Here is a 25,360-nt window from a genome sequence, read left to right on the forward strand (position 1 = left end):
GTATGCTTGATTGGCGTATGTGGGCGGGCGCAGTGCGCGCAAATTCGCCTGCACAGAGACGAGGTAACACGAACATGGTCGCACGATGAGACAGGGCAAGCTTGCCGTCATCACCAACTGACCACGCCCATGCCGCGTGGTCGCAGATAGGAGTAATTAGTGGCGAAACCGCGCGTATACGAATTGGCCAAGGACTTGCATGTCGACAGCAAGACCGTCCTTGAGAAGCTGAAGGACATGGGGGAGTTCGTCAAGTCCGCTTCCTCTACGATCGAGCCTCCTGTGGCACGCCGCCTGAAGGCCGCGTTTGCCAAGGACAACAACAAGGGCGATCAGAAGCCTGCCGCTTCCGCCCGTCCCCAGAACACCGCGAAGCCTGCCGCCGCCAAGCCGGCGCAGCACAAGCCGGCTCCGGCACCCGCCGCCCCGGCCGCTTCCGCATCCCACGCTCAGGCGACCCCGGCCACTCCGCACGCTACTCCGGCTCCGCACGCCCCGACCCCCGGTCCGGCCCGTCGCGCCACTCCCGGCACGCCTGCGCCGCGTCCGCAGGGTGGTCGTCCGGGCGCTCCGGTGCCGGGTCGTCATCAGCAGCATGAGAACCGCGACAACCGCGAGGGCCGCGAGAACGGCCGTCAGGGGCGTCCGGGCCAGGGCCGTCCGAACGGCGGCCAGCAGGGCCAGCACCAGAACGGCCGCAACGGCAACATGCCGACCCCGCGTCCGGGTGCCAACCATAACAACGGCCAGCAGGGCGGCAACGCCGGCAACGGCAACAGCGCCGCCTCCAACGCGATTCCGCGCCCGCACACGCCGGGTCCGCGTCCGGGCAACAACCCGTTCTCCCGCAAGCAGGGCATGCACACCCCGACTCCGGGTGACATTCCGCGTCCGCATCCGATGGCGCGTCCGACCGCCGAGGGCGGCCGCAATGGTCGTCCGGGCCGTCCCGGCCAGGGTGCCGGTCAGGGCCGTGGCGGCTTCCGCAACGGTCGTCCGGGTCAGGGCGGCGGTGCGCCGCGTCCGGGCCAGTGGGGTCACAGCCGTCCGGGTCAGGGCGGCGGTGCCGGTGCCCAGGGCGGTGCCCGCGGTGGATTCCGCGGCGGCCAGGGCGGCAACAACTTCCAGGGCGGCGGTGCTCCGTCCAACGGTCCCGCACGCGGCGGCGGTCGCGGTCGCGGCGGTGCCGCAGGCGCGTTCGGCCGTCAGGGCGGCAAGTCCTCGAAGGCCCGCAAGAACCGTCTGGCGAAGCGTCATGAGTACGAGGAGCTGAAAGCACCGACCATCGGCGGCGTTCGCATCCCGAACGGCAACGGCCAGACCATCCGTCTGCGTCAGGGCGCGTCCCTCGCCGACCTCGCCGAGAAGATCAACGTGAACCAGGCCGCACTGGTCACCGTGCTCTTCCACCTGGGCCAGATGGCCACCGCCACCCAGTCCCTGGACGAGGAGACCTTCCAGATCCTGGGCGAGGAGATCGGCTGGAACATCCAGCTCGTCTCTGCCGAGGAGGAGGACAAGGAGCTGCTCCAGCAGTTCGACATCAACCTTGATGAGGAAGAGCTGCAGGATGACGCGGATCTCAAGCCGCGCCCGCCGGTCGTCACCGTCATGGGCCACGTCGACCACGGTAAGACCCGACTGCTGGACACCATCCGCAAGACCAACGTCATCGCACGCGAGGCCGGCGGCATCACCCAGCGCATCGGTGCATACCAGGTCACCGTCACGCTGGACGGCGAGAAGCGCAAGATCACGTTCCTCGATACCCCTGGCCACGAGGCGTTCACCGCCATGCGTGCCCGTGGTGCCGAGCTCACCGACGTCGCGATCCTCGTGGTCGCCGCGGACGACGGCGTGATGCCCCAGACCGTCGAGGCCATCAACCACGCGCAGGCCGCCAAGGTGCCGATCGTCGTGGCCGTCAACAAGATCGATGTGCCCGGCGCCAACCCGGAGAAGGTGCGCGGCCAGCTCACCGAGTTCGGCCTGGTGCCCGAGGAGTATGGTGGCGACACCATGTTCGTGGACATCTCCGCCAAGCAGAACATCAACGTGGACAAGCTCCTCGAAGCCGTGCTGCTCACGGCCGACGCCGAGCTCGACCTGCGTGCCAACCCCGATATGGACGCCCGTGGCGCCACCATCGAGGCCCGACTCGACAAGGGCCGCGGTGCCGTGGCCACTGTGCTCGTCCAGCAGGGCACCCTGCACGTGGGCGACGCCATCGTGGCCGGCACCTCGTACGGCCGCGTCCGCGCCATGCTTGACGAGAACGGCCAGACCATGGAGGCCGCCGGTCCGTCCACGCCTGTTCAGGTGCTGGGTCTGACCTCCGTGCCGACCGCAGGCGACCTCTTCCTGGTCGCCTCCGACGATCGCGCCGCCCGCCAGATCGCCGAGAAGCGTCAGGCCACCGAGCGCGCCGCCCAGCTGGCGAAGCGCCGCAAGGTGGTCTCCCTGGAGGACTTCAAGAAGAAGTTCGCCGAGTCCGAGATCGACATGCTCAACATCGTCATCAAGGGCGATTCGTCCGGTTCCGTCGAGGCGCTGGAGGACTCCCTGATGAAGATCGAGGTGTCCGACGAGGTCGGCATCCAGGTCATCCACCGCGGCGTCGGCGCCATCACGCAGAACGACGTCAACCTCGCCACGGTCGACAAGGCCGTCATCATCGGCTTCAACGTGCGTCCGAACCGTCAGGTCGCGGACCTTGCCGAGCGTGAGGGCGTGGAGATCAAGTACTACTCGGTCATCTACAAGGCCATCGAGGACATCGAGGCCGCGCTCAAGGGCATGCTCAAGCCGGAATACGAGGAGGTCGTCACCTCCCACTCCGAGATCCGCGAGATCTTCCGCTCCTCCAAGTTCGGCAACATCGCCGGCGTCATGGTGCAGGACGGCGAGGTCAAGCGCGGTACGAAGTGCCGTATCCTGCGCAACGGCGTGGCCACGGTCAACGACCTGGAGATCTCCTCGCTGCGCCGTTTCAAGGACGACGTCCAGTCCGTCAAGGAAGGCTACGAGGCCGGTATCAACCTCGGCTCCTTCAACGACATCGCCCTCGGCGACATCATCGAGACCTTCGAGATGCGCGAGGTCGAGCGCAAGTAGTCCATCACGGTTCTCCCACGGCGGGAGAACCCGTCATCTTCGCTGGCTCCCCTCACCGAGGGGAGCTGTCCGCGAAGCGGGCTGGGGGAGCGCCGCAAGTTTGCTGACGTATTCCCCGCAGTCTCACTCCGTCCGACAGCTCCTCCTCGGGAGGGGAGCCGAGTTTTTTGAAAGGAACCTCTATGGCGGGAACCAACCCCCGCGCCGCGCGTATCGCGGCCCTGATCCAGCGCGTCGTCGCCTCCTCCATCGAGCGTGAGCTGCACGACAAGCGACTGACCAACATCACCGTCACCGAAGTGCGCGTGACCAACGATTTGCAGATCGCCAAGATCTACTGGACCCAGCTCGGCCACGAAGGCAAGGAATCCGGCGAACGCAAGCGCGCCCAGCAGGCCCTCGACCAGGCCAAGGGCCACCTGCGCACGCTCGTCGGCCGCAAGGCCGGCCTGCGCCTGACCCCGCAGCTCCAGTTCGTGTTCGACGAGGTGCCCGGCGAGGCCCACGAGATCGAGGACATCCTGGCCCTGGCCCGCAAGCGCGACGAGGAACTGGCCAAGGCTCGTGCCACCGCCCAGTACGCCGGCGACGCCGACCCGTACAAGCATGACGACGAACCTGCCGACGAGGATGGCGAGGACGAAGTCGATTACGACGCCGACTTCGACGATGACTCCGATGACGGCTCGGAATTCGATTCCGAGGATGACGCCACCGAAGAAGGCCTGAGCGAGTAAGTTCGTCTCTTTCGGCTCCCCGTGCGAGGAGCCGAAAGTGGCTGACGGTGAAGCCGGCTGAGGGCGGTCCAGCGGGATTCATGTCAATCGTGATGTAGCAGAGTCGAACACGTTCATCAGGGGGAAAACAAGCACATGGCACAACCCGCTCCAAGCGGCCTCATCATCATCGACAAGCCGCAGGGCGTGACCAGCTTCGACGCGGTGGCCGCGGTGCGCGGCGCACTGCACATCAAGAAGGTCGGTCACGCCGGCACGCTCGATCCGATGGCCACCGGCGCATTGGTCATCGCATTCGGTCACGCCACGCGACTGCTCAACGCCATCGTGGAGCACGACAAGACCTATGAAGCCACGATTCGACTCGGTTTGGGCACCACCACCGATGACGCCGAGGGCGAGCTGGACGTCACGTCCGGCGAGGGTGCCCGTACCGTTACGGGTGTGACGCAGGATGAGATCCGCGCCGCCATCGCCGACCACTTCACCGGGGATATCGAACAAGTGCCCAACACGTTTTCGGCCATCAAAATCAATGGCAAGCGCGCCTACGACCTGGCTCGCGAAGGCAAGGACGTGGAGCTCAAGGCCCGGCCCGTGCATATCAGTGAATTCGCCGTACTCGCAGTCCGCCAGGGGTATGTGGCTGGGGAACGGGCCGGCGAACTGCTGCGGGAGGCCGTCGATTGGCATGCGACCGCTGATTCGTCCGGGCCGACGACCTCGGCTGTTCCGATCGCCGTGGCCGCTTCGAGCGCTCCGCCCATTCCGGTGCTCGACGTGGACGTGCGCGTCAGCTGCTCGTCCGGCACGTACATCCGTGCCCTGGCCCGCGATTTGGGGGCTGAACTGGGCGTCGGCGGCCATCTGATACGTCTGCACCGCACGCGGGTCGGTCGTTTTGCCCTGCCGGACGATACCAGTGGTCTCATCGGCGATGAGGCCATGGCAGCCACCCGTGACCACACGGTCACCGCTCACAGCGAATCCAAAACCTTCACCAACCGCGACGGCGAAACCGTCACCCGCAACAAATGCGTACTGGACACCCCGGCGGAACTGTCCGGCGAAGAGCGGCGCGAATGGCTGCTCGGCCGCGCGCTCACCATGGAACAGGCCGCGCGCGGGGCCATGCCCGCGTTGGACATCACCCCAGATGAAGCCGCCGAACTGCGGTTCGGACGCCGCATCGAACGGGTGATCGGAGAGCCGACCGTGGCCATCGTGCCCCAGACGCACGATGTGGTGGCCATCCTGGAACGCGCGAACGTGCATCAGGCCAAGCCGGCCACCGTATTCCCCGCCGAGTAGACTGAACGCGGTTTGCCTTGCGCCGCCCGCTCCGCATATGCGTGCGGTGCGGCGCAACAAGTACGGGGCACAGGCTCAGATATCGTTCAAAAACACGGACACAACACGTACACAAGCAAGGACGGGACGCAACACGATGAACATCACGCATCTGACTCCGGACGCCCAGGGCGAAGTCGAATGGCCCTCGTTTGATAACGACAAGAAGGCCGTGGTGACGCTCGGCGCCTTCGACGGCATGCACTTGGGCCATCAGGCCGTGATCAGGCGCGTGGTCGAGCTCGCCCACCAGCACGATTCCTTCTCCGTGGTGATTCTGTTCGACCCGCGCCCTGCCTTCGTGCATGGCTGGGCCGCCAAGCATGACGGTCAGGAACCCGGCGAGGAGAACATCGACGCCGAGGCGCTGACCAGCGTGCATGAACGGCTGCGCCGCATCGAGGCGTTGGGCGTGGATCATGTGCTTGTGGTGCACTACACGCTGGCCTTCGCCGCCAAGTCGTACATCTTCTTCCTCGGACGCCTCACCGGCAAGCTTGGTATGCGCACGCTGGTGCTCGGCCAGGACGCCGCTTTCGGCAAGGGCCGTGAAGGCGACGTGCCGCATATCGCCAATCTCGCCGCCGCCACCGGTGTCTTCGAACTGGACGTGGTGGATGACCGCGGCCCCGGCGAGGTGCGCATCCCGCGTGACTTCAAGCCTGAGATGCCTGCCGAGTGGGGCGAGCCCGCCGATCCACTGGCGAACGCCACCAAGGCCGAGCGTCGCGCCTGGAGCAAGAAGCACCAGGCCAAGGCCATGCGCGCCTGGAGCTCCACCAACGTGCGCTACCTGCTGGCCCACGGCCGCATCCAGGACGCCAACGCGATCCTGGGCGAACCGCACGCCATCGAGGGCGAAGTGGTGCACGGTGAGGAGCGTGGCCGCACCATCGGCTTCCCCACCGCCAATCTGGGCAGCGACATCGAAGGCTACATCCCCGTGGACGGCGTCTACGCCGGTTGGCTTGTGGACTTGGGCGCCGACAAGGACGGGGATGCCCCCGCCGGAGCGGAAGCCCGCCGTTGGCCCGCCTCCATCTCCATCGGCACCAAGCCCACCTTCAGCGAGAAGACCGGTCTCCATGAGCGCGTGGTGGAGTCCTATTGCATCACCGACGATTGGATCGACCTCTACGGCCACAAGGTCCGCGTGGAGTTTGCCGGCTTCCTGCGACCGCAGGTCAAGTTCGACGGCCCTGACCAGCTTGTGGACGAGCTCAGGCGCAACGTCGAGGAAACCAAGCGCATCACTGAGACCGGCAAGTGAAAATAATGGCCCTGATGAGGAATACGGGATTTCCTCGTCAGGGCCATTACGATTGAGTTTATCGAACCAATCGGTGGCGTCAGTGGCGGAAGTGCGCGAAGAACTCGCGCGTCTGCGGATCGTTCGACTCGTCCATCACCTCACGCGGCGTGCCGTTCTCGGCGATGATGCCGTTGCGCATCAGCACCACGCGGTCGGCCGCATCATGTGCGAAACTCATCTCGTGCGTCGCCATGAGGATCGTGGTGCCCTGCGACTTGAGCTCGGCCACCATGTTCAGCACCTCGCCCACGAGCATCGGATCAAGCGCCGACGTGATCTCGTCGAGCAGCAGGAGCTCGGGGTCGGTCATCAGCGCACGGGCGATGGCCACGCGCTGCTGCTGGCCACCGGAGAGCTGATCGGGATAGGCCTTGGCCTTGGCCCGCATGCCGATGCGGTCCAGCAATTCCAGGGCGCGTGCCTCGGCACGGTCCTTCGACCAATGATGCACCTTGATGGCGGCCAGCGTCACGTTCTTCAGCACCGACATGTGCGGGAACAGGTTGAACTGCTGGAACACCACGCCGATGCGTGCGCGGATGCGATCCTGGTTGGCACGCGGGTCGGTGATGTCCGTGGAACCGAGCCAGATCTGGCCGTCGTCGACCTGTTCGAGCAGGTTGACGCACTTCATCAGCGTGGACTTGCCGGAACCGGACGGGCCGAGCAACGCCACCACCTCATGCTGCTTGACATCGAACGAGATGCCGCGCAGCACCTGCGTGGAACCGAAGGACTTGCGAACGTTGTCCAGCCGCAGCACCGGCTGAGCGGCGTTTTCCTGAACGGCTGCCGGGGTTTGTGCGAGCGTGTCCCGCCGCATGTTCTGATCCGTGCTCATACCGTGCCTCCACTCAGTTCGCGCTTGCGCAGTCGCGCCGTATACCAGTCGTTCAGCAGAATGAACGGCACGCTCATCAGGATGAACAGCAGGCTCGCCACCACATACGGCGTGAAGTTGTACGAGCTGGCGACCTCGATCTGGGCCGCGCGCACCGCATCCACCGCGCCCAGCACGGAGATGAGGCCGACGTCCTTCTGCATCGAGATGAAATCGTTCATCAGCGCCGGCGCCACCTTGCGCAGGGCCTGCGGAATGACGATCATGCGTGTCGTCTGACCGGCGGTCAGACCCAACGAGCGTGCCGAGGCGCGCTGCGAGGGGTGCACGTCGTTGAAGCCGGCGCGCAGCACCTCGGCCACATAGGCGCTGTAGCCCATGATGACGGCGATCGTGCCGAGGATGGCCGGGTTGATGCGGCCGAACAGGCCCAGTCCCGGAATGCCGAAGCCGATGAGGTACAGCACGACGATCATCGGTATACCGCGCATCACCGTGGTGTACAGGGCGGCCAGCACGCGCAGCGGGAACATCACCGGGTTCTTGCTGGTACGCACCAGGGCGATGAGCGTGGCGAAGATGGCGACGCCGATCACGGCCACGACCAGCACCTGGAGGTTGAGCCAGAGGCCGTCGATGGTTTTGGGCAGGGACTTGACGAAGTATTCGGGGGAGAAGAAGGTCTGCTTGACGCGCGGCCAGCCGGGGGACATCTTCAATCCCGTGACGACGATGATGGCCAGCACGATGGTGCTGACCAGGCTGGTGACCACCGACTTGAGCTGCTGCTTGCGCCGATAGTCACGGCGGGAGAGTTCGATTTCGCTCACCGGCGGCATGGATGATGCTCCGGCGGCGGAATCATGCGTGGATTGAGAATCGACCATATGTGGATTGTATTGCAGTGTCCGAACGGGTTTGAGATTGGTGTCGCGCAATGTGGAACGCGAGACGACGAACCCGCCGGCCGAGATGATCTATCTCCTCCGACGGGTTCGAATCGGTGCGGACGAGCCGTCATGCATGCGGTCGTGCGGCACCTGGTTGGGCTGGACTTGCTCGCCGACCTTACTTGAGCTCGGCCAGGTCGGTGGTGTACTCGGCCAGCCACTTGTCCTGCAGCTGCTTGAGCGTGCCGTCGGCGTCCAGGTCGTCCACGGCCTTGGTGACGGCCGAGGTGAGCTTGGAATCCTTCGGCAGCACGATGCCCAGGCCGTCCTTGTCCTCGGAGCCGGCGATGCGGCCGAGCACCTCGGCGTCCTTGACCTGCTCGGACTGGACCATGTACACGCTTTCGACCGTGTTGGTCACCAGCGCGTCGATCTGGCCGGCGTCGAGCGCCTGGGCGAGCGAGGCGTCGTCATTGAAGGTCTGGATGTCGTCCTTGATCTTGCTCTGGACGATCGTGTAGGCCTGCGTGCCGACCATCACGCCGATCACCGCGTCCTTGAGGTCGGACAGCGACTTGGCGGAAGCGAACTTGCCGTCCTTCTTGACGACCACGGACTGCGTGTCCTTGTAGTAGCCGGAGGAGAAGTCGACGGCCTGCTTGCGCTCGTCGGTGATGCCGAACTGCTGGATGTTGAGATCCCAATCCTTGGCGCCGGGGGCGATGGCGGAGTCGAACGTGGTGCGGATCCACTTCACGTTGTCCTTCTTGAAGCCGAGCTTGTCGGCCACGGCGTAGGCCAGCGCGGCCTCGAAGCCCTCGCCGGACTCCGGCTTGTCGTTCATGACCCACGGCTCGTAGGCCGGGTCGCCGGTGGCGATGGTGAGCGTGCCGGGGGTGACGGTCTGCTGCGTGATGTCGGAGCTGTCGCTGCCTCCGGCGTTGGCGTCGGAGGAGGTGTTGGACGAGCCGCAGGCGGCGGTGAACATGAGCGTCGCGGCGGTGATGCCGGCGGCGAACACGCGGACGGCGGACTTGAATGACATGGGGTGTTCTCCTTCTTTTCTTGCTTCCTGTCCTAGTACAAGATAGTTATTCGGTGCATGCGACATGTTGCCGGTGCTATCGGTTCCCGCGATGACTGGTTATCGAGGATTATGCGATTCGCATGCGCCTGACGGGCCGGTCGGCCGGCGCCGGCTCCTATCGCAGCGTGAATCCCTCGAAGGTGAAGCCGGGGGAGACCACGCAGGAGACCAATGCGTCGCCGTGTCCGGGAACCGTGCGCTGCCAGACGCCGGCGGGAACGACCGCATGCCCGACGGGAGCGCCGTCCTGTGATTGGCCGTGCTCCTCGGCTTGGGATTCCGGTGCGATGCCGTTGCCGAGCACGATGGTCCGCCGTTCGCTCGGATCGTCGGCCGGCTGCTCGCCGTCGCCGCCGAGCTCCAGAGTGACGGTGGCGGGGCCGTGCCACAGCCAGATCTCGTCGGCGTCCACCTTATGCCAGGCGCTGGCGTCGCCCTCCGGCAGCAGGAAGTAGATCAGCGAGGCGAGCGGACGCCCGCTGTCCGGTTCCGGCAGCGGCGACTGCCAGTCGCGCGTATACCAGCCGCCTTCGGGATGGGCCTCAAGCCCGAGACGCTGCACCACGGAACGCGCGTACGGGCTCATCTCCTCCAATGGAACGCTCATGCATTGCTCCTTTCGTTCACCATGCGCCGTTGTTGTAGACCACACGGCCTGAAATCACCGTTGCTTGGTTCGTGCCGGCACCGTTGCGAACCAGCTCCTCCAGCGTGTCCTCGATGCCGCGTGGGGTGGCCACGTACACGGGCACGTCGAAGAAAGCGAGATCGGCCATCGCGCCGGCGTTGATCTGTCCGATGCGGCCCGCGCCCACATGCATGCCGAGTTCCTGGGCGCCGCCCAACGTCATCATGCGGATCAGGCGGTGCGTCAGGTCGTCCTTCATGTACCCCTGTTCACGGGCCAGGTCATACAGCATCGCCACATCGTCGAGCACATCCAGACTGGGTGAGCTGGACAGCGAATCGGTGCCGACGGCCAGCAGGTTGCCTTCCTCGAGATATTCCCTGATCGGGGCGTCCCGGCCGGTCACCGTGATGCGGTTCGACCGGGGGCACAGGGCGACGCCGACCCCTCGCTGACGGAGGATACGTCGGTCCTCCGTATCCGCCCAGACGCCGTGCGCGATATGCACGTCGGGACCGAGCGAACCGAGCTGGTCGAGGAACTGGATGGCGGATGCGCCCTGGCCGGCTTCCCTGAGTTGCTGGTAGCTGGTCCAATCCTGGTCACGCCAGGAAGCCGCCGAATACGTGGACAAGGTGGTTTCGCGGTCGCCAGCCTCCATCGGCGTCTCCGCCAGATGGATGTGCAGACGCATGTCGAGCTGACGGGCGATATCCGGCAGATCCACGAACGGCGCGGTCTCCAACGTGTAGGGCGCGTGTGGGCTGATGCCGATGCTGGGCAGGTCCTCCTGCCGCATGCGGCCCAGATGCCGGACGAGTTCGCGCACCCCCACCTTACGCCAGTCGTCGTTATGCCAGTCCATCACCTCCCAGTAGGCCACGCCGTGCATGCCCTGGGAGGCAAGCGCTCCGGCGGCCTCGGGGTCGGTGACGATATCGGCGGCCGCCGTGACGCCCGCCTCGACCATCATCCGGGCGCCCTGTTCCGCGGACTGCTTCCAGTCGCCTTCCTGGCACAGGTGCTCGTACACCGGATTGAACCCGAGCTCCCAGTCGCGGAAGCTCGAATAGGAACCTTGGCCCACTTCGGCCATATTCGTGTACTGCAGGTGCGTATGCGCGTTGATGAGGCCCGGGGTGATCACGCCATGCCAATGATGCTCCTCGATGCGCCCCTGCGGGGCCATATCCTGCTTGAGCGTATCAAGCACCCAACGTCGCGTGCCCACATGCACCACGCGGCTGCCGGCCACCGCGATGGCGCCGTCCATGATCACCGGTCCGGTGACGGGAATGATGAGCGGTGCGCTGTACAACGTCACCGAGTCGAGCGGAGCCGGGTGGGCGGCCGCATACAACGGGTCGAACGAATCATCGGTCATGGTCATCCCTCCTTTATACCGGCTTCGCGGCACTCATTTCATCGCGATGGGGCGTGGGCATGTCGTGTGACATGTCGTGGCGGTTTCGTAGAAGCACTCAGACCATGTCGTCGAACCGGGTGAGGTTCCAGGCGTACCCGTTGTCGGCCACGGCATGGCTGGCCGATTGCCCCCGCGTATGCAGCGCGACGGCGGCGATGCGGCGGTCGGCCTCGGCTCCGAGACGGTGCACGCCGGCGCTGAGCCGATGACCGTCACGGTGATGGGCGAGCAGGTGACAGACCGCGCTCGCCTGGACGGCGAAGCTCAGATCCATGATCTCGATGGGATTGCCGCCGCCGGCCGTGTAATTGACGCCGTCACCCTGTGCGAGCAGGGTGAGCGCGGGGCCGTCCGGCACGTCGATGGTGCTGAGGGATCGCGTATTGTCATGCCGGAAACCGGGAATGTCGTCAAGCGCGATTTCGTTGGCGATGCCGCCGATCACCGAAAGCACCGCGCCTGCGCGCATGAGTCGCATATGCTCCACTGCGATGGTGTGCCGCACACCGGTCGCGGAGACGACGATATCCGCCTCGGCCACGGCATCATCGATGTCGCAGGCGGCAAAACCATCGAACACGGCCTTCAGCGCCGCGACGGGATCCGTGTCGCAGACCAGCACCTGCGCACCCAAGGCACGGACCCGTAGCGCAAATCCCTTGCCGACCGGCCCGTATCCGATCACCGCCACGGTCCTATCCCGGAAACAGTGCGCTCCAAGCAGTTCCTGCATGGTGGTCACGCAGGTTTCGCCCGTTCCATGCATGTTGTCGAACCCGGTCTTGAGCACGCTGTCATTGACCGCGACCACGGGGAACGACAGCGCTCCCGCCTCCTGCATGGCCTGGAAGGCGCGTACGCCGCTGGTCGTCTCCTCGGCCACGCCGATGAGCCCGTCCAGCAGCTCCGGGCGTTGGGCCGCCGCGAGCCTGGCGAAACTCGCGCCGTCATCAATGATGATCTGCGGGCGGATTTCGTCCAGCAAGCGCAGTGCTCCCTCCTGCGTCTGCCGCGGGGACCATCCCGCGTCGGCCTCGACGACGATGCCCTCGCGGCGAAGCTGCTCCGCTACCCGCTGATCCGTCTCCGAAGGGTCGGCGAATACGCCGACCACGGCACCGGCCGCCTTGAGCTGACGCAGCAATACCGCCGTTTTCGGCTCCAGTACCAGACATACGGCGATGCGCACGTTCGTGAAATCCGTGTCTTGCCGCAGTTCGTCCATCAACGTGCGCAGCACCGTCATATGCCGTTCGGCGTAATCGATGGCGTCCCTGCCGTCCAGTTTGCGAACATCCTGCAACGTCAAGACGGAATCCGGCTCTTCGACGGTCCCGGACAGATCCGCGGTGACGTCCGCATCGGCCGCCATGATTGCCCCACTTGCGGGGATGACCCTACTTGCCGAACCGTCTCCACTTACCGGACCGTCTCCACTTACCGGACCGTCTCCACTTACCGGACCGTCTACGTGCACTGAATCACCGTTGCCTGGCTCCATGCCTGCCGGGCCGCTCGCCGGCACATCGTTCCGTTCCGTTCGCCGGACGGCCACGCCCCACTGGCCCGCCGCCTCGGTGAACGCGGTCGCATCCTCCGTTCGCGGCACCGTCATGCGGGAGCCGGCCACAGACCGATTCGTCCGCTGTGAATAGGTCATCGCCCAAGTGGCAAAATCCATTCCAGTCATATCATCACCGTTCCCGTTGTTCTGTGATTTCCGTTATCCGATGGTTTCGATGTTGGCTATCCTACATTCCCTGCGCCTGCCGTTTCGGCGTCTTGGCACCGGAAGTCAGCCCCAATGCAGCCAAGGCGTCCTGCAATGTACCGGCCTCCACCAGCCGCAGCCCATCGATGTGCAACGGTTTGCGCAACGGCGCGATGACGGCCGTGGCGAACCCGAGGCGCGCGGCTTCGCGCAGACGGTATTCCATGCGGGGCGCCGGACGTATCTGCCCGGTCAGGGAGATCTCGCCGATGGCGCATGTGGTACGTGCTATCGGTTTGGACGTGGCCGCGCTCGCCAACGCGCTCGCGATCGCCAAATCCGAGGCGGGCTCCTTGGCCTGGCCCCCGGCGATGGTGGAAACGTACAGATCGTTCGCCAGCAGATTCAGCTTGCTATGGCGGTACAGCACCGCCGTCAGCATGGCGATGCGGCTCGGATCCACGCCATTGACCGCACGCCGTGGAGTGGGCAGCACCGATGTGGTGACCAGCGCCTGCACCTCGATGGGCAGACTGCGATGCCCATCCAGCGTGAACGTGACGCATGTGCCCTCGATCGGCGCGTCATCGGCAGCATTCGGCCCCGAACCGGACAGGAACAGGCCGGCCGGATCGGTGACTTCCTCGATGCCCTCGCCGCTCATATCGAAGCAACCCACCTCATCCGTGGGACCGAAACGGTTCTTCACCGCACGCAGCATACGCAATGCCGTCTCGCTGTCTCCCTCGAACTGGCAGACCACGTCCACCAGATGCTCCAACGTGCGCGGGCCGGCTATCGAGCCGTCCTTGGTCACATGGCCCACCAGAAACACCGGAATGTCGAGCGATTTGGCGGTGTCGATCAGGGCGCTCGCCACCTCACGCACCTGCGTGGAACCGCCCGAGATGCCATCGACCTCCTGCGAGACGATGGTCTGCGCGGAATCCACGATCGCCAATGCCGGCTTGTGCTTCTCGATGAGTCCCAGCACCGTGGACAGATCGGTGGTGGACGCAAGTAGCAGATTCGGTTCCACCGCGTCGATGCGCGAGGCCCGCAATCGCACCTGCGCCTGCGATTCCTCGCCGGAAATGTACAGCACGGTATCCGAGCCCGCTGAGCCGGCCAAGCCCGAAGGGTGTTCCGGACGACGAACTTCGCCTCCGCGCACGGCCCGCGCGATATTGCCCGCCGTCTGCAACAGCAGCGTCGACTTGCCGATACCCGGCTCGCCGGCGATCAGCGTGACCGAACCGGGCACCACACCGCCGCCCAGCACGCGATCGAACTCCGAGAACCCGGTCTCCAGCCGTTCCACGGTTTCCGTGCCGATCTCGGTGATGGGGCGAGCCGCGGCACGGGCATCCGACGGCACCGCGGCCGACTGCGTGCGCGACGTGCGCCCCGGGGCCGCCGTGCGCGAGCCCACGACAGGACGGGACTCATGGAACTCCTCCACGGTGCCCCATTGTCCGCACTCGGGGCACCGGCCATACCATTTCGTCCCGTTCCAGCCGCATTCGGAACACACATATTGCACAGTCGTTTTCGCCATGACTCCACCCTAACCCGGGTTTTGCGAGACGGTAAAATTTTACCGAACCCGACGGAATCAAGCCGAAAACCATCGATTCACCATACATTCGCCTGTGACGCGGAAACCCGCGATCACACGGCCGGCCAGCGTCACGCCGCTGTGAGAGAATCAGGGGCATGACTAACACCGAGAACTCTTCGACCACGCAGTCCCATGGCAAGCTCATCGCAGTGGTGATCGCCGCTGCCGTCGTCATCATTCTGGCAGTGCTGTCGGCCTTCGTCTGGCCGGGCTGGGCCATCAAGAAGGACGCCGGCACCACCGCCCAGGGCGGAAGCAGCAGCCAGCAGCAGTCCGCGGAAGCCGAGCCGACCACGCCGACCATCGAGGCGACGGCCCTTCCGGACGACGCCACCGAGCTGCTCAAGGCCATGCCGGACAGCGTGCTCAACTACGCGCGCGCCAAGGCGGATGCCTCCACCACGTGGAGCGCCGCTTCGCCGCTCGAAGAGTACACGCTGACCTACTCCACCGGTGAGAAGGCCAAGGACGTCACGCTGATCGCCGCCCAGTGGTCCACGTCGGACAGCGCCAAGACGCAGTACGACGCGCTGGTCGCCGCCCAGACCGGCGACGAACAGGCCTCCGGCAACGTGAAGGTCTCCGGCAACGTGACCGGAGCCTACGTGGTCAAGGCGGACGCTTCGGACGCGAAGAAGTCCGTGGCCATCTGGCAGAACGACACGGTCGTCTTCCAGGCGATCGGTACCAAGGAGGCCGTCGAGCGCTTCTATCAGAAGTTCCCGATGTGATTCGCGCGCAACCGCATCCTTGCGCCCAGGCGACTCGCAACCCGTCAGACGGAATTCGCCGGATGTGCCGGGGCTGTCAAAACCGTTGATTTCGTAAGGTTTTGACGGCCTTGCCGAGGCGCGTGCGGCGACACAGCCAACATGCGATTGCCCGCTGTCTGGCTGGATGTGTAGTATTGTGCGAGTTGCAACTTTTACGATTAATCGAAATGGAGGCTTCAGATGGGTTCTGTCATCAAGAAGCGCCGCAAGCGGATGAGCAAGAAGAAGCACCGCAAACTGCTGCGTAAGACCCGCCACCAGCGTAAGTAGTCTTACCTGCAATCAAGGCATTGAAAACCCCGTGAGCCGTTCGGCCGCGGGGTTTCTTTTTGCCTCTGTTAAACCAAGATTGGATGGCCCCCCATTTTCTCGGCTCCCCTTGTCAGGGGAGCTGTCGGCGGAGCCGACGGAGGGGTAGTCCAATGAAATTCATGTCAATCTTGGTTCAACAGAGTTTTCTTTTTGTCGTCACCCGAAAAAACGGAAGCCGCCTTCCGCGCGACGAATCACGCGAAAGGCGGCTTCCGTTTCGTCAGACCGAATCAGGCCGGATTAGGGCTGATTCGGTCTGACTCACTTGTTGGAGTTGGTCATCACGCGCGGGCCGTTCGGATCGCCCACGATGACCTTGTCCACCATGTTGAGGAACAGGCCGTGCTCCACCACGCCGACCGTGTTGATGAGATCCTCGGCCAGCTCCTGCGGGTGGTCGATGCGGCCCAGATGCAGGTCCACCACGAAGTTGTTCTCGTCGGTGCGCACCTCCTTGCCCTCGGCGTCCAGACGAAGCACCGGCTTGTAGCCCTTGGCCTCGAACTCCTTGACCACGTGGCCGGCGCCGAACGGAATCACCTCGACCGGCAGCGGGAACTTGCCGATGGTGTCCACGACCTTGGACTCATCCACGATCCACACGATCTTGTCGGAGTTGGTGGCCACGATCTTCTCCCACAGCAGGGCAGCGCCGCCGCCCTTGATGCCGTTGAAGTTCTTGTCCACCTCGTCGGCGCCGTCGATGGTCACGTCGATGTGATCCACGTCGTCGATGTCCACGATCTTGATGCCGTAGCTCTCGGCCTGCTCCTGCGTACGACGGGAGGTGGTCACGCCCGTGAACTCAAGACCCTCCTCCTGCACGCGGCGGCCCAGCTCGTCCACCAGGAACTTGACGGTGGAACCGGTGCCGAGGCCGGCGATCATGCCGTTCTCGATGAGCTTGGCGGCTTCGATGCCGGCCGCCTTCTTGAGGGCATCCTGCTGTGCCTTATCCATTGCGTTTTCTCCTTTGCCTTCAGCGCTTCACGGATGTATTAACGGAGTGAAGTCCGATTCCTATCCTAACGCGCGTGAACGAAGTTGTGCCGTCGTGTCCGCTTTTGGTCGGCGTTTGTGATGTTGGTTGTGTGACGGCCAAGTAAGCGGCCGGTCAGGCGGCCGTCACTGACGCATGAACGGCGCGTTCGTGATGGTCAGATTGCCGTCGCCGTCCACATATCCCTCGATGTCGATGACGCCGGAAATCGGCATCGGCTGGCCGTTGAAGTATGGGCTGGTCTTGGGTGCGGGGGAGAAGACCAGCGTGCCCGACACCGTCAGTCCGCTCGGTTTCGCGGCCGCCGCCATAGGCGTGGTTGCGATTGGCGCAGGTCCGTGAGACTGTCGGTTTGCCGGAGCCGCGGCGCTATCGTCCGCGCTGCTGGTTTTGGAAATCCTGACGGGGGCCGGGGATGCAGGCTGGGTGGCCGTTGCGACTGATGTGCCTGCCTCGGTATCGGTCTTGCGCATCGCGTTCGTCGCGTCTTTGATATCGTCGGTCGGCCGGTCGCCGAAATCAAGATCCGGCACGCCTTCCGGTTCGGCCAGCAGATCGGCCAGCGATTGCCCGCCGCGCGACTTGACGGGGGAGTCACCGTCCTTGGCGCTGCCCTTGCCGGACTTCGTAGCACCGGATTCAAGGGGCTTGCGCAAGCTTGACGCATCCGCCTGGCCGTCCAGCACCAGCTGCACGTCCGGCGGCACATCGGTGCCGCGGGAATATTCGGAATGCAGCAGCGACTGCCAGCCTTCAATGGGCAGGTACCCGTCGCGCGCGCCGGACCGACAGTCGCCCGCATAGGTGCGCGCCAGCTCATCCACCAGCTCGTTGCCCGCGTTGCCCGCATGTCCCTTGACCCACTTGAAGCTCACCGGGCCGGATCGGCGGGAGATCTCCTCGTCGATGGCCTTGATGAGCTCGACGTTCTTCACCGGCTTCTTCTGCGAGTTCTTCCAGCCGTTGCGTTTCCAGCCCTTGACCCAGGTGGTCGAGCAGTTGATGGCGTACTGCGAATCGGATTCGATGAGCAATGGCTCGCTGCCGGGATGCGCACGCAGCGCCTCCAGCACCGCGCACAACTCGCCGATCTGGTTCGTGCCGTTCGTGGCACCGCCCGCGTCATAGCCGTGGTCGTCATGCTCATGACCCGGCTTGCCACCGGCGTTCTTCTCGTGGTCGGCCCACGCCCAGCCCATTGGGCCGTTCGGATTGCCCAGCGCCGATCCGTCTGTGGATACTGTGATGGTCACGCTTTGCTCGCTTTCCGGTCGATCCGAACGGCCCCTTCGCGGGCGGGCCCGCTCACTGCGCCTACGGAAAGTCCACCGGACTTTCCGCTTGACGGCTCAGCATTCGGATTGCCCAATGCGGACCCATCCGTGGATACAACAATCGTCATGCGCTCCACCCTAACGCACGGTCTAACGCACGCTGCGCTCCATTGGCCGAACGGGCATGAAAAAGGGTCCCGCCGGAACTTGAATTCCAGCGGAACCCCAGTGATGCCTAAAAATCAGGTATCATCCCCGAATCACTCGCTCAGGGCCTTGTCCACCACGACTTTGGCCTCGTCGAGCACCTTGTCGAGGGCCTCGGGGCTCTCGAAGGACTCGGCGTACACCTTGTAGATGTTCTCGGTGCCGGAAGGACGGGCCGCGAACCAGTTGTCCTTGGTAGTGACCTTCAGGCCGCCGATCTTGGCGCCGTTGCCCGGAGCCTCGGTGAGCTTGGCGGTGATCTCCTCGCCGGCGAGGGTCGAAGCGGTCACGTCATCGCCGGAAAGCTTGGCGAACTTCTGCTTCTGCTCGAGGGTGGTCGGGGTGTCCACGCGCTTGTACCAGGACTCGCCGAAGCGGGCCACCTGGTCCTTGTGCAGCTCGGCCGGGTTCTTGCCGGTCTTGGCGGTGATCTCGGCGGCCAGCAGGTCGGGGATCAGACCATCCTTGTCGGTGGTCCACACGCGGCCGTCCTTGCGCAGGAAGCTCATGCCGGAGCTCTCCTCACCGCCGAATGCGACCTCGCCCTTGAACAGCGGGTCGACGAACCACTTGAAGCCGACCGGCACTTCGACCAGCTTGGCGTTGATGGAGGCGGCCACGCGGTCGATGAGGGAGGAGGAGACCAGCGTCTTGCCGATGCCGGCGCCGGCGGGCCAATCCGGACGGTTGCCGCCGAACAGGTACTCCACAACCACGGCGATGTAGTGGTTCGGGTTCATCACGCCCCAGTTCGGGCACACGATGCCGTGACGGTCGGCATCCGGGTCGGTGCCGCCCACCAGGTCGTACTTGTCCCAGGCACCGGCGTTGAGCTCGTCCACCAGGCCCTTCATGGCGTACGGGGAGGACGGGTCCATGCGGATCTTGCCGTCGTGGTCGATGGTCATGAAGCGCCAGGTCGGGTCGACGTCCGGGCGAACCACGCCGATGTTCAGGCCGTACTTCTCGTTGATGAGCGGCCAGTAGTTCACGGAGGCGCCGCCGAGCGGGTCGATGCCCAGACGCACGCCGGAGTTGCGGATCACGTCGAAGTCGATGACGTTGGCCAGATCGTCCACGTAGTGCTCGCGGAAGTCGAAGCCCTCGACGTACTCGGACTTGATGGCCTCCTCGTAGGGCACGCGCTTGATGGACTTGAAATCGCCGAGCAGCTCGTTGGCGCGGGCGGCGATGGCGTTGGTGGTCTCGGCCGGGGCCGGGCCGCCGGTGACGGGATCGTACTTGAAACCGCCGTCGGTGGGCGGGTTGTGGGAAGGCGTGACGACGATGCCGTCGGCCAGGCCCTCGCCCTCGAAGCGCTGGGTGCCATCGGCGGCGCGGTTGTGCGTCAGGATGGCCTGGGAGACCACGGGGGTGGGCACGAAGTCGTCGCGGGAATCGATGCGCACGTGCACGCCGTTGGCAACGAGCACCTCGATGGCGGTCTTCTTGGCCGGGCCGGACAGCGCGTGGGTGTCGGAGCCGAGGTACAGCGGACCGGTCACGCCGGCCTTCTTGCGGTATTCGGCGATGGCCTGGGAGATGGCGATGATGTGGGCCTCGTTGAACGAGGTCTTCAGGGACGATCCGCGGTGGCCGGAGGTGCCGAAGATGACACGCTGCTCGGGAACGGACGGGTCGGGGACGAGGTCATAGTACTTGCCGATGACCTCATCGACGTTGATCAGATCTGCTGGGGTGGCGGGCATACCCGCATTGTTTGCTACCATGCTCCCTATTGTGCCACGTTTTTCGCGGTTTCCGGGCGTGGCTGTGTTAAGAGTTGTCAACTTTTGTGCGAAAAACAAAGGGTCGGCCCCACTCCAATGCGGGGGCCGACCCTCGAAGCCGATGCCGGAAACGACCGGCAACCCGTTGATATGACGGTCAGCGGTGGGCGATCTCCTCCTCGATCTCCTCCAGCGACTTGCCCTTGGTCTCGGGCACGAAGCGCAGCACGAACGGGATGGAGAGGGCCGCGAACACGCCGAAGATGGCGAACGGGCCGCCCACGTTGTTGCCGAAGGCGTCGAGCAGCACCAGGAAGAACTGGGAGACGATGAAGTTGCCCAGCCAGTTGGCGGCCGAACCGAAGGAGGAGCCGATACCGCGCACCGAGAGCGGGAAGATCTCGCCGATGAGCACCCAGGCGATCGGACCCCACGAGACCGCGAAGCCGAGGATGTAGAAGGCGATGAGGATCATGGTCGGCACGGCGAGCACGGCCACGTCGCCCACGAAGTTCATCACGGCGAGGATCGCGAGCGAGACGGTCATCACGATGGAGCCGAAGATCAGCATGCCCTTGCGCGGGAACTTGTCCATGATCATGGTGGCGACGATCGTGGAGACGAAGTTCACCACGCCGATGCCCACGGACACCCAGATCGCGTCGGACTCGGGGAAGCCGAAGCCCTTGATGAACACCTGCGGCAGGAAGTAGATCACCGAGTTGATGCCCACGAGCTGCTGGAAGAGCATGATGCCGATGGCGGCGACGAGCGCCGGCTTGGCGATGCGGAACAGCTCGCGCACGCCGCCCTTGGTGTCCTGCGCGGCCACGGCCTTGATCTCGTCCAGCTCAAGCTGCACCTGAGTCTGGTCGACGTCCTTGCGGATGAGGGTGAGTACCTTGAAGGCGTTGCGTTCGTCGCCCTTGTTGACCAGGTAGCGCGGGGACTCGGGCAGCATGATGCCACCGATGAGGAGCAGTGCGGCCGGCACGAGCGCCGAACCGAGCATCCAGCGCCAGTCGCGCATGCCGAGCAGGTTGTGGCCCAGGAAGCCGAGGTTCGAGGCGTAGGCCAGCAGGATGCCGAACGTGATCATGAGCTGGAACAGCGTGGACAGCGAGCCGCGGCGCTCCTTCGGGGCGAGTTCGGCGAGGTAGGCCGGGGTCAGGGCGGAGGCGGCGCCCACGGCGAGGCCGAGGATGATGCGGGCCGCGACCATCATCAGGAAGCCGGTGGAGGTGGCGCACATGCCCGAACCGATGAGGAACAGGATCGCGGAGACGATGAGCAGCTTCTTGCGGCCGAACTTGTCGGACAGCGCGCCGATGGACAGCGCGCCGGCGCACGAGCCGATGAGCACGGAGGAGGTGATGAAGCCGGTCTGCGAGACGGTCAGGCCGAAGTCGGACTCGATGAGCGGGGAGGCGCCGGAGATGATGCCGGTGTCGAAGCCGAACAGCATGCCGCCGAGCGCGCCGAATGTGAAGATGAAGGTGCTGTTCAGGGGCCAGCGCGTGGAGAATTTGCGCGATTCGATGGTCTCGATGGTTTCGATCGCGTTCGTCACGACGTTGCCGTCGATCTCGCTGGTCTCGGATACCGCCTGCATCGCTGCGGGTGATGTCGTTGCCGTCGTCATTGCCTTAGGTCCTTTCATCGCCATTGACGGGCCATGCCCGCCGGCGTGGCCCTGCCGCGTGCGGGGCGGCTTCGATTGCCAAGTCGCCGGAAAACAAAAAAGACCTGGAACAACGTGGAATACGCATATTCGAACAGTGAATACGCAAATTCCACATCGCTCCAGGTCTTGCCTCGTTTCCAAGTAACAACCCTGCTACGCAACGTGTGAAAGATAGAATACGACTTTTCCGTGCGCGACACTCCGAAGAAATCGGGAATCCGCGACGGTTTTCGCGGGAGGCCGTCGCGCCGGATGCCTGTGGACAACCCGACGCCGATGGGGGAGAATTACGGGAAACGGAGACAAGGAGGGGACGTGTCAGGCGAGCGGAACGGGACGGGTGCGTCGGGTGCGATGGGTGCGCCGGCCATGGGCGACGGGACTTCCGCCGCCCCCGCGGCGTCGTCCGCGTCTGGCGTTGCGGCACCGGCTCGGCGTCCCGCATCGCAGACGCCGGCATCCGCGGCCGACATCGCGCAAGGCATCGTCGAGGCGGTCGGCGGCACATCGAACATCACGGACCTGACCCACTGCGCCACCCGCCTGCACATGGCCTTGGCGGACCCCGGGCGTACGAATCCGGGCCGCATCGAGGCCGTCTCCGGCGTGCTCGGCGCTTTCCCGCGTGCCGGCGGCCGGTACCAGATCATCATCGGCGGCGCGGTGGCTTCGGTGTACGAACGAATCATGGGGTTGCGAGCAACGGTTTCCGGTGGCGAACCGTCTGGTGCTGGGAGCGTCGATGAGGTGACGGGCGTCGTCGCCGGCGATGGCGGGCAGTCCCGTACCGGTGCCGTACCGTCCGGAACCCCCGGTAATGCCAGACTCGACGAATCCGCCGTATCCGTTGCAGGGACTGATGCCGTTGCCTCGCCGCACTCCGCCGGACACTGCAACTCCCCGGCCGGAACCGAAGCCTTTTCCGCAGCCTTCGCCCTGTCCGGACGCAACGACTTGCCACGTCTGCCTCGCACGGCACGCGACTGGGCCGAGGCGATCCTCGACTACCTGTCCGACTCGTTCCGACCGCTGCTCGGCGTGCTGCTCGGGGCGTCGCTGGTCATCGCCATCGCCAACGTCGTCATCGCGCTCGGCCTGATGCCGTCCGGCGGGGATGCCAGCGGTTGGAAGCTGCTCAGGACCATCTGGGAGGGCATGTTCACGCTGCTGCCGATCATGATCGCCTACAACGCGGCCCGCAGGCTGCATGTGGACCCGTGGCTCGGCGGCTCGATCATGGCGGCGCTTATGATCCCGCAATTCACGGGCCTGTCCGGCAGCGTGTCGGTATTCGGAGTGCGGGTGACGCTCAGCGACTACAGCGGCAACATCTTCGTGCCGTTGCTGATGGTCGCCGTGCTCGCGCTCGTATACCACGGTCTTACACGCATCATCCCGGGCAGTGTGCAGATGGTGTTCGTGCCGTTCCTCTCGCTGTCCGTCGTGTATCTCATCGCGCTGCTTGCCATCGGCCCGTTCGGCATATGGATGGGCGACGGTCTGGCCGTGGCGACGGCCTGGCTGGATGCGCATGTGCCGTTCCTGTTCGCCCTCGTCATCCCGATGCTTTATCCGTTCCTGGTGCCGCTTGGCCTGCACTGGCCGCTCAACGCCCTGATGCTGATGAACCTGCAGTCGCTCGGCTACGACTTCGTGCAGGGGCCGATGGGCGTGTGGAATTTCGCCTGCTTCGGCGCTACGGCCGGCGTGCTGGTGCTTGCCGTGCGCGAGCGGGATTCGGCCATGCGCCAGACCGCGTTGGGGGCGCTGGTGGCCGGGCTGCTGGGCGGTGTCTCGGAGCTGAGCCTGTACGGCATCCATCTGCGCCATCGCCGGGTCTATCGATGGCTGCTCGCCGGATGCGCCGCGGGAGGCGTGGCCAGTGCGGTGCTGGGCTGGTTGTTCCCGTCCGTGCTGGCTTCCGGCAGGGTGATTCGCGGGGTGACGACCACGGCGTTCGCCTTCTCTTCGCTGCTGACGATTCCGGTGTTCAGCCGGATGTGGGTGTACGCGCTGTCCATCGTGGTGGCGTTCGCGACGGCCATGACGCTGACCGTGCTGTTCGGGTATCGCACGCCGGTGCCGGACGAATCTGCAGATGATGCGGAAACCACGCCGGTACCGTCTTCGGAGAATGCAGTGGGGCGTGGAAAGCACGGAGCCGGGTCTGATGATGCGGTCGCAGGTCCCGTTCCGGCAGACAAGGACGATTTCGTTTCGCAATCGGCGACCTGCATTGCTTCTGACCACACTGCCCCGGACGTTGGGGTGTCGTCCAACGCCATCTTCGCGCCGGTCTCCGGCCGGGTCGAGGATCTGGGGGCCACCGGAGACCCGGTGTTCGAATCTCGTGCGCTGGGCGAGGGCGTGTGCATCGTGCCGGCAACGTCAACGATGGTGCCTGTGCTGGCACCGGTGAGCGGCACGCTGAAGACGGTGGCCAAAACCGGTCACGCCTTCGGCATCAAGACCGACGGCGGCGTCGAGGTGCTGGTCCACATCGGTCTTGGCACTGCGGGCATGGACGGTGAGGGATTCGCCGTCGACGCGGCCAAGGGAGACCGGGTCGATGCCGGCAGGACGCTGGCGCGGGTGGATTTCGGGGCCATCGCGGCCGCCGGTCATGACACCGCGGTGGTGGTGACCGTGGTGAACACGGCAGCCATGACCTCGGTCACGCCGCTGACCGGTCGGCATGTGACGGCCGGCGACCCTATCATCGATGTGGAACGGTAAAGGCCGGGATTGGCTGACGGACATGCCGGACATGACGGATACGGCGATGGCGGCGCAAGGGCCGCGGGAAGGAACGCCATGGAGATACTGAGGGTGTTCAACAACAACGTCGTGCTCGCCAAGGGGGCGGACGGCGGCGAGGTGATCCTCACGGGCCGTGGCTTGGGATTCCAGGCCAAGCCGGGCCAGACGGTGGACGAGTCGAAGGTGGTGCGCACCTTCGTGCCCGCGGACGGACGCGACCCCGATCATCTGGCGCAGATGCTCTCGGACATCGACCCGGAGACCATCCGCACGGTGGTGGGCGCCATGCAGGAAGCGGGATTGGGGGAGCGGGAGCTCGCCAGCACCACGCTGGTGCTGGCTCTGTCCGACCATATCGCCGGTGCGATCGCACGGCAGCGAAGAGGTATCGAGGTCACATACCCGCTGGTCGGCGAGGTGCGCAACCTCTACCCGCGCGAGTACGAGCAGGGACGTGCGCTACTCGCCGCGATCAATCGTGGACTTGACACACCGTTGCCGGACGGCGAGGAGACGTCACTGGCGATGCATCTGGTCAACGCCGGATTCTCCACCGGCGATCTGACATACACGTACACGATGACCGGCGTGATTCAGCAGATGCTGGACATCATCGAACACAGCTACGGCATCACGCTCGACCGGGAATCGGTCAACGTCGGCCGATTCATCACGCATCTGCGGTACCTGTTCATCCGTATCCACCAGAACCGGCAGCTGTCCGACGAGCCGGTGCCCATCGTCGACGCGATCCGCACCGCGTATCCCGAAGCCATGCGATGCGCGGCGACCATCAGACGGCTGCTTGAACTGCGGCTCGACGCGGACATCAGCGAGGACGAGGTGGCGTATCTCGCGATGCACGTGGCGAGGGTCACCTCGGACGGGGAACGGCGGTAGGCG

Annotated in this window: 19 protein-coding genes; 8 read left to right on the top strand and 11 right to left on the bottom strand. The window is 65.0% G+C overall.

The window, feature by feature from the left end:
• Positions 1–159 precede the first annotated feature (159 nt).
• From infB to JS536_RS06770, 4 genes are all read left to right on the top strand, one after another.
• Positions 160–3,114: a translation initiation factor IF-2 gene (gene infB, locus JS536_RS06755; RefSeq protein WP_214356318.1), complete on the top strand. Its 2,955-nt coding sequence runs from the start codon at positions 160–162 to the stop codon at positions 3,112–3,114.
• A gap of 182 nt (positions 3,115–3,296) precedes the next feature.
• Positions 3,297–3,851 (top strand): 30S ribosome-binding factor RbfA, encoded by a 555-nt coding sequence (gene rbfA, locus JS536_RS06760; protein WP_214356319.1) that lies wholly within the window; start codon positions 3,297–3,299, stop codon positions 3,849–3,851.
• A 135-nt stretch (positions 3,852–3,986) separates the two neighbouring features.
• Positions 3,987–5,162, top strand: a complete 1,176-nt coding sequence (gene truB / locus JS536_RS06765; protein ID WP_214356320.1) for a tRNA pseudouridine(55) synthase TruB — start codon at positions 3,987–3,989, stop codon at positions 5,160–5,162.
• A gap of 136 nt (positions 5,163–5,298) precedes the next feature.
• The gene (locus JS536_RS06770; protein ID WP_214356321.1) at positions 5,299–6,471 is read left to right on the top strand and encodes a riboflavin kinase; all 1,173 of its coding nucleotides are present in this window, start codon (positions 5,299–5,301) and stop codon (positions 6,469–6,471) included.
• 79 nt (positions 6,472–6,550) lie between these two features.
• Here the strand turns inward: JS536_RS06770 and JS536_RS06775 are convergent, their stop codons facing one another.
• The 7 genes from JS536_RS06775 to JS536_RS06805 form a co-directional block, all read right to left on the bottom strand.
• Entirely contained in the window at positions 6,551–7,336 is a 786-nt protein-coding gene (locus JS536_RS06775; protein WP_214356358.1) for an amino acid ABC transporter ATP-binding protein, read from the bottom strand.
• A gap of 14 nt (positions 7,337–7,350) precedes the next feature.
• The gene (locus tag JS536_RS06780; RefSeq protein ID WP_214303960.1) at positions 7,351–8,241 is read right to left on the bottom strand and encodes an amino acid ABC transporter permease; all 891 of its coding nucleotides are present in this window, start codon (positions 8,239–8,241) and stop codon (positions 7,351–7,353) included.
• Positions 8,242–8,422: 181 nt separating this feature from the next.
• Positions 8,423–9,289: an ABC transporter substrate-binding protein gene (locus JS536_RS06785; RefSeq protein WP_214356322.1), complete on the bottom strand. Its 867-nt coding sequence runs from the start codon at positions 9,287–9,289 to the stop codon at positions 8,423–8,425.
• A 157-nt stretch (positions 9,290–9,446) separates the two neighbouring features.
• Positions 9,447–9,938, bottom strand: a complete 492-nt coding sequence (locus JS536_RS06790) for a cupin domain-containing protein (protein WP_214356323.1) — start codon at positions 9,936–9,938, stop codon at positions 9,447–9,449.
• Between the two features lie 16 nt (positions 9,939–9,954).
• Positions 9,955–11,343: an amidohydrolase family protein gene (locus JS536_RS06795; RefSeq protein ID WP_214356324.1), complete on the bottom strand. Its 1,389-nt coding sequence runs from the start codon at positions 11,341–11,343 to the stop codon at positions 9,955–9,957.
• A 97-nt stretch (positions 11,344–11,440) separates the two neighbouring features.
• Entirely contained in the window at positions 11,441–12,757 is a 1,317-nt protein-coding gene (locus JS536_RS06800; RefSeq protein WP_240544296.1) for an adenosylhomocysteinase, read from the bottom strand.
• 379 nt (positions 12,758–13,136) lie between these two features.
• Positions 13,137–14,654, bottom strand: coding sequence for an AAA family ATPase (locus JS536_RS06805; RefSeq protein ID WP_214356325.1), 1,518 nt, complete (start codon positions 14,652–14,654; stop codon positions 13,137–13,139).
• A gap of 158 nt (positions 14,655–14,812) precedes the next feature.
• Here JS536_RS06805 and JS536_RS06810 point away from each other — a divergent pair, with 158 nt between their 5' ends.
• Both JS536_RS06810 and JS536_RS06815 read left to right on the top strand, forming a co-directional pair.
• Positions 14,813–15,448 (top strand): hypothetical protein, encoded by a 636-nt coding sequence (locus JS536_RS06810; RefSeq protein ID WP_214356326.1) that lies wholly within the window; start codon positions 14,813–14,815, stop codon positions 15,446–15,448.
• A gap of 222 nt (positions 15,449–15,670) precedes the next feature.
• Positions 15,671–15,760 (top strand): AURKAIP1/COX24 domain-containing protein, encoded by a 90-nt coding sequence (locus JS536_RS06815; RefSeq protein WP_004268639.1) that lies wholly within the window; start codon positions 15,671–15,673, stop codon positions 15,758–15,760.
• Positions 15,761–16,063: 303 nt separating this feature from the next.
• Here the strand turns inward: JS536_RS06815 and rpiA are convergent, their stop codons facing one another.
• The 4 genes from rpiA to JS536_RS06835 all read right to left on the bottom strand — a co-directional run bounded on the left by rpiA (position 16,064) and on the right by JS536_RS06835 (position 21,655).
• Entirely contained in the window at positions 16,064–16,762 is a 699-nt protein-coding gene (gene rpiA / locus JS536_RS06820) for a ribose-5-phosphate isomerase RpiA (protein ID WP_214303954.1), read from the bottom strand.
• A gap of 165 nt (positions 16,763–16,927) precedes the next feature.
• Positions 16,928–18,055: a ribonuclease HI gene (locus tag JS536_RS06825; protein ID WP_214356327.1), complete on the bottom strand. Its 1,128-nt coding sequence runs from the start codon at positions 18,053–18,055 to the stop codon at positions 16,928–16,930.
• A 281-nt stretch (positions 18,056–18,336) separates the two neighbouring features.
• Positions 18,337–20,013, bottom strand: a complete 1,677-nt coding sequence (gene pgm, locus JS536_RS06830; RefSeq protein WP_214303952.1) for a phosphoglucomutase (alpha-D-glucose-1,6-bisphosphate-dependent) — start codon at positions 20,011–20,013, stop codon at positions 18,337–18,339.
• Between the two features lie 157 nt (positions 20,014–20,170).
• Positions 20,171–21,655, bottom strand: a complete 1,485-nt coding sequence (locus JS536_RS06835) for a sugar porter family MFS transporter (protein WP_214356328.1) — start codon at positions 21,653–21,655, stop codon at positions 20,171–20,173.
• A 357-nt stretch (positions 21,656–22,012) separates the two neighbouring features.
• On the opposite strand from JS536_RS06835, the gene JS536_RS06840 reads away from it, so the two are divergent.
• Both JS536_RS06840 and JS536_RS06845 read left to right on the top strand, forming a co-directional pair.
• Positions 22,013–24,433 carry a glucose PTS transporter subunit IIA gene (locus tag JS536_RS06840; protein ID WP_346427466.1) on the top strand — a complete coding sequence of 807 codons (2,421 nt, stop codon included), beginning with the start codon at positions 22,013–22,015 and terminating at the stop codon, positions 24,431–24,433.
• Between the two features lie 78 nt (positions 24,434–24,511).
• Positions 24,512–25,357 (top strand): PRD domain-containing protein, encoded by an 846-nt coding sequence (locus JS536_RS06845; protein WP_214356329.1) that lies wholly within the window; start codon positions 24,512–24,514, stop codon positions 25,355–25,357.
• Positions 25,358–25,360: the final 3 nt, after the last annotated feature.

It is taken from the genome of Bifidobacterium sp. SO4, from assembly GCF_018555355.1.
Lineage (GTDB): Bacteria > Actinomycetota > Actinomycetes > Actinomycetales > Bifidobacteriaceae > Bifidobacterium > Bifidobacterium miconisargentati.

Excerpts from the sequence above, each read along its gene's own strand:
- rbfA (WP_214356319.1), top strand. The coding sequence starts at position 3,297 with ATGGCGGGAACCAACCCCCGCGCCGCGCGTATCGCGGCCCTGATCCAG.
- truB (WP_214356320.1), top strand. The coding sequence starts at position 3,987 with ATGGCACAACCCGCTCCAAGCGGCCTCATCATCATCGACAAGCCGCAG.
- JS536_RS06770 (WP_214356321.1), top strand. The coding sequence starts at position 5,299 with ATGAACATCACGCATCTGACTCCGGACGCCCAGGGCGAAGTCGAATGG.
- JS536_RS06775 (WP_214356358.1), bottom strand. The coding sequence starts at position 7,336 with ATGCGGCGGGACACGCTCGCACAAACCCCGGCAGCCGTTCAGGAAAAC.
- JS536_RS06780 (WP_214303960.1), bottom strand. The coding sequence starts at position 8,241 with ATGGTCGATTCTCAATCCACGCATGATTCCGCCGCCGGAGCATCATCC.
- JS536_RS06785 (WP_214356322.1), bottom strand. The coding sequence starts at position 9,289 with ATGTCATTCAAGTCCGCCGTCCGCGTGTTCGCCGCCGGCATCACCGCC.
- JS536_RS06790 (WP_214356323.1), bottom strand. The coding sequence starts at position 9,938 with ATGAGCGTTCCATTGGAGGAGATGAGCCCGTACGCGCGTTCCGTGGTG.
- JS536_RS06795 (WP_214356324.1), bottom strand. The coding sequence starts at position 11,343 with ATGACCGATGATTCGTTCGACCCGTTGTATGCGGCCGCCCACCCGGCT.
- JS536_RS06800 (WP_240544296.1), bottom strand. The coding sequence starts at position 12,757 with ATGGCGGCCGATGCGGACGTCACCGCGGATCTGTCCGGGACCGTCGAA.
- JS536_RS06805 (WP_214356325.1), bottom strand. The coding sequence starts at position 14,654 with ATGGCGAAAACGACTGTGCAATATGTGTGTTCCGAATGCGGCTGGAAC.
- JS536_RS06810 (WP_214356326.1), top strand. The coding sequence starts at position 14,813 with ATGACTAACACCGAGAACTCTTCGACCACGCAGTCCCATGGCAAGCTC.
- JS536_RS06815 (WP_004268639.1), top strand. The coding sequence starts at position 15,671 with ATGGGTTCTGTCATCAAGAAGCGCCGCAAGCGGATGAGCAAGAAGAAG.
- rpiA (WP_214303954.1), bottom strand. The coding sequence starts at position 16,762 with ATGGATAAGGCACAGCAGGATGCCCTCAAGAAGGCGGCCGGCATCGAA.
- pgm (WP_214303952.1), bottom strand. The coding sequence starts at position 20,013 with ATGGTAGCAAACAATGCGGGTATGCCCGCCACCCCAGCAGATCTGATC.
- JS536_RS06835 (WP_214356328.1), bottom strand. The coding sequence starts at position 21,655 with ATGACGACGGCAACGACATCACCCGCAGCGATGCAGGCGGTATCCGAG.
- JS536_RS06845 (WP_214356329.1), top strand. The coding sequence starts at position 24,512 with ATGGAGATACTGAGGGTGTTCAACAACAACGTCGTGCTCGCCAAGGGG.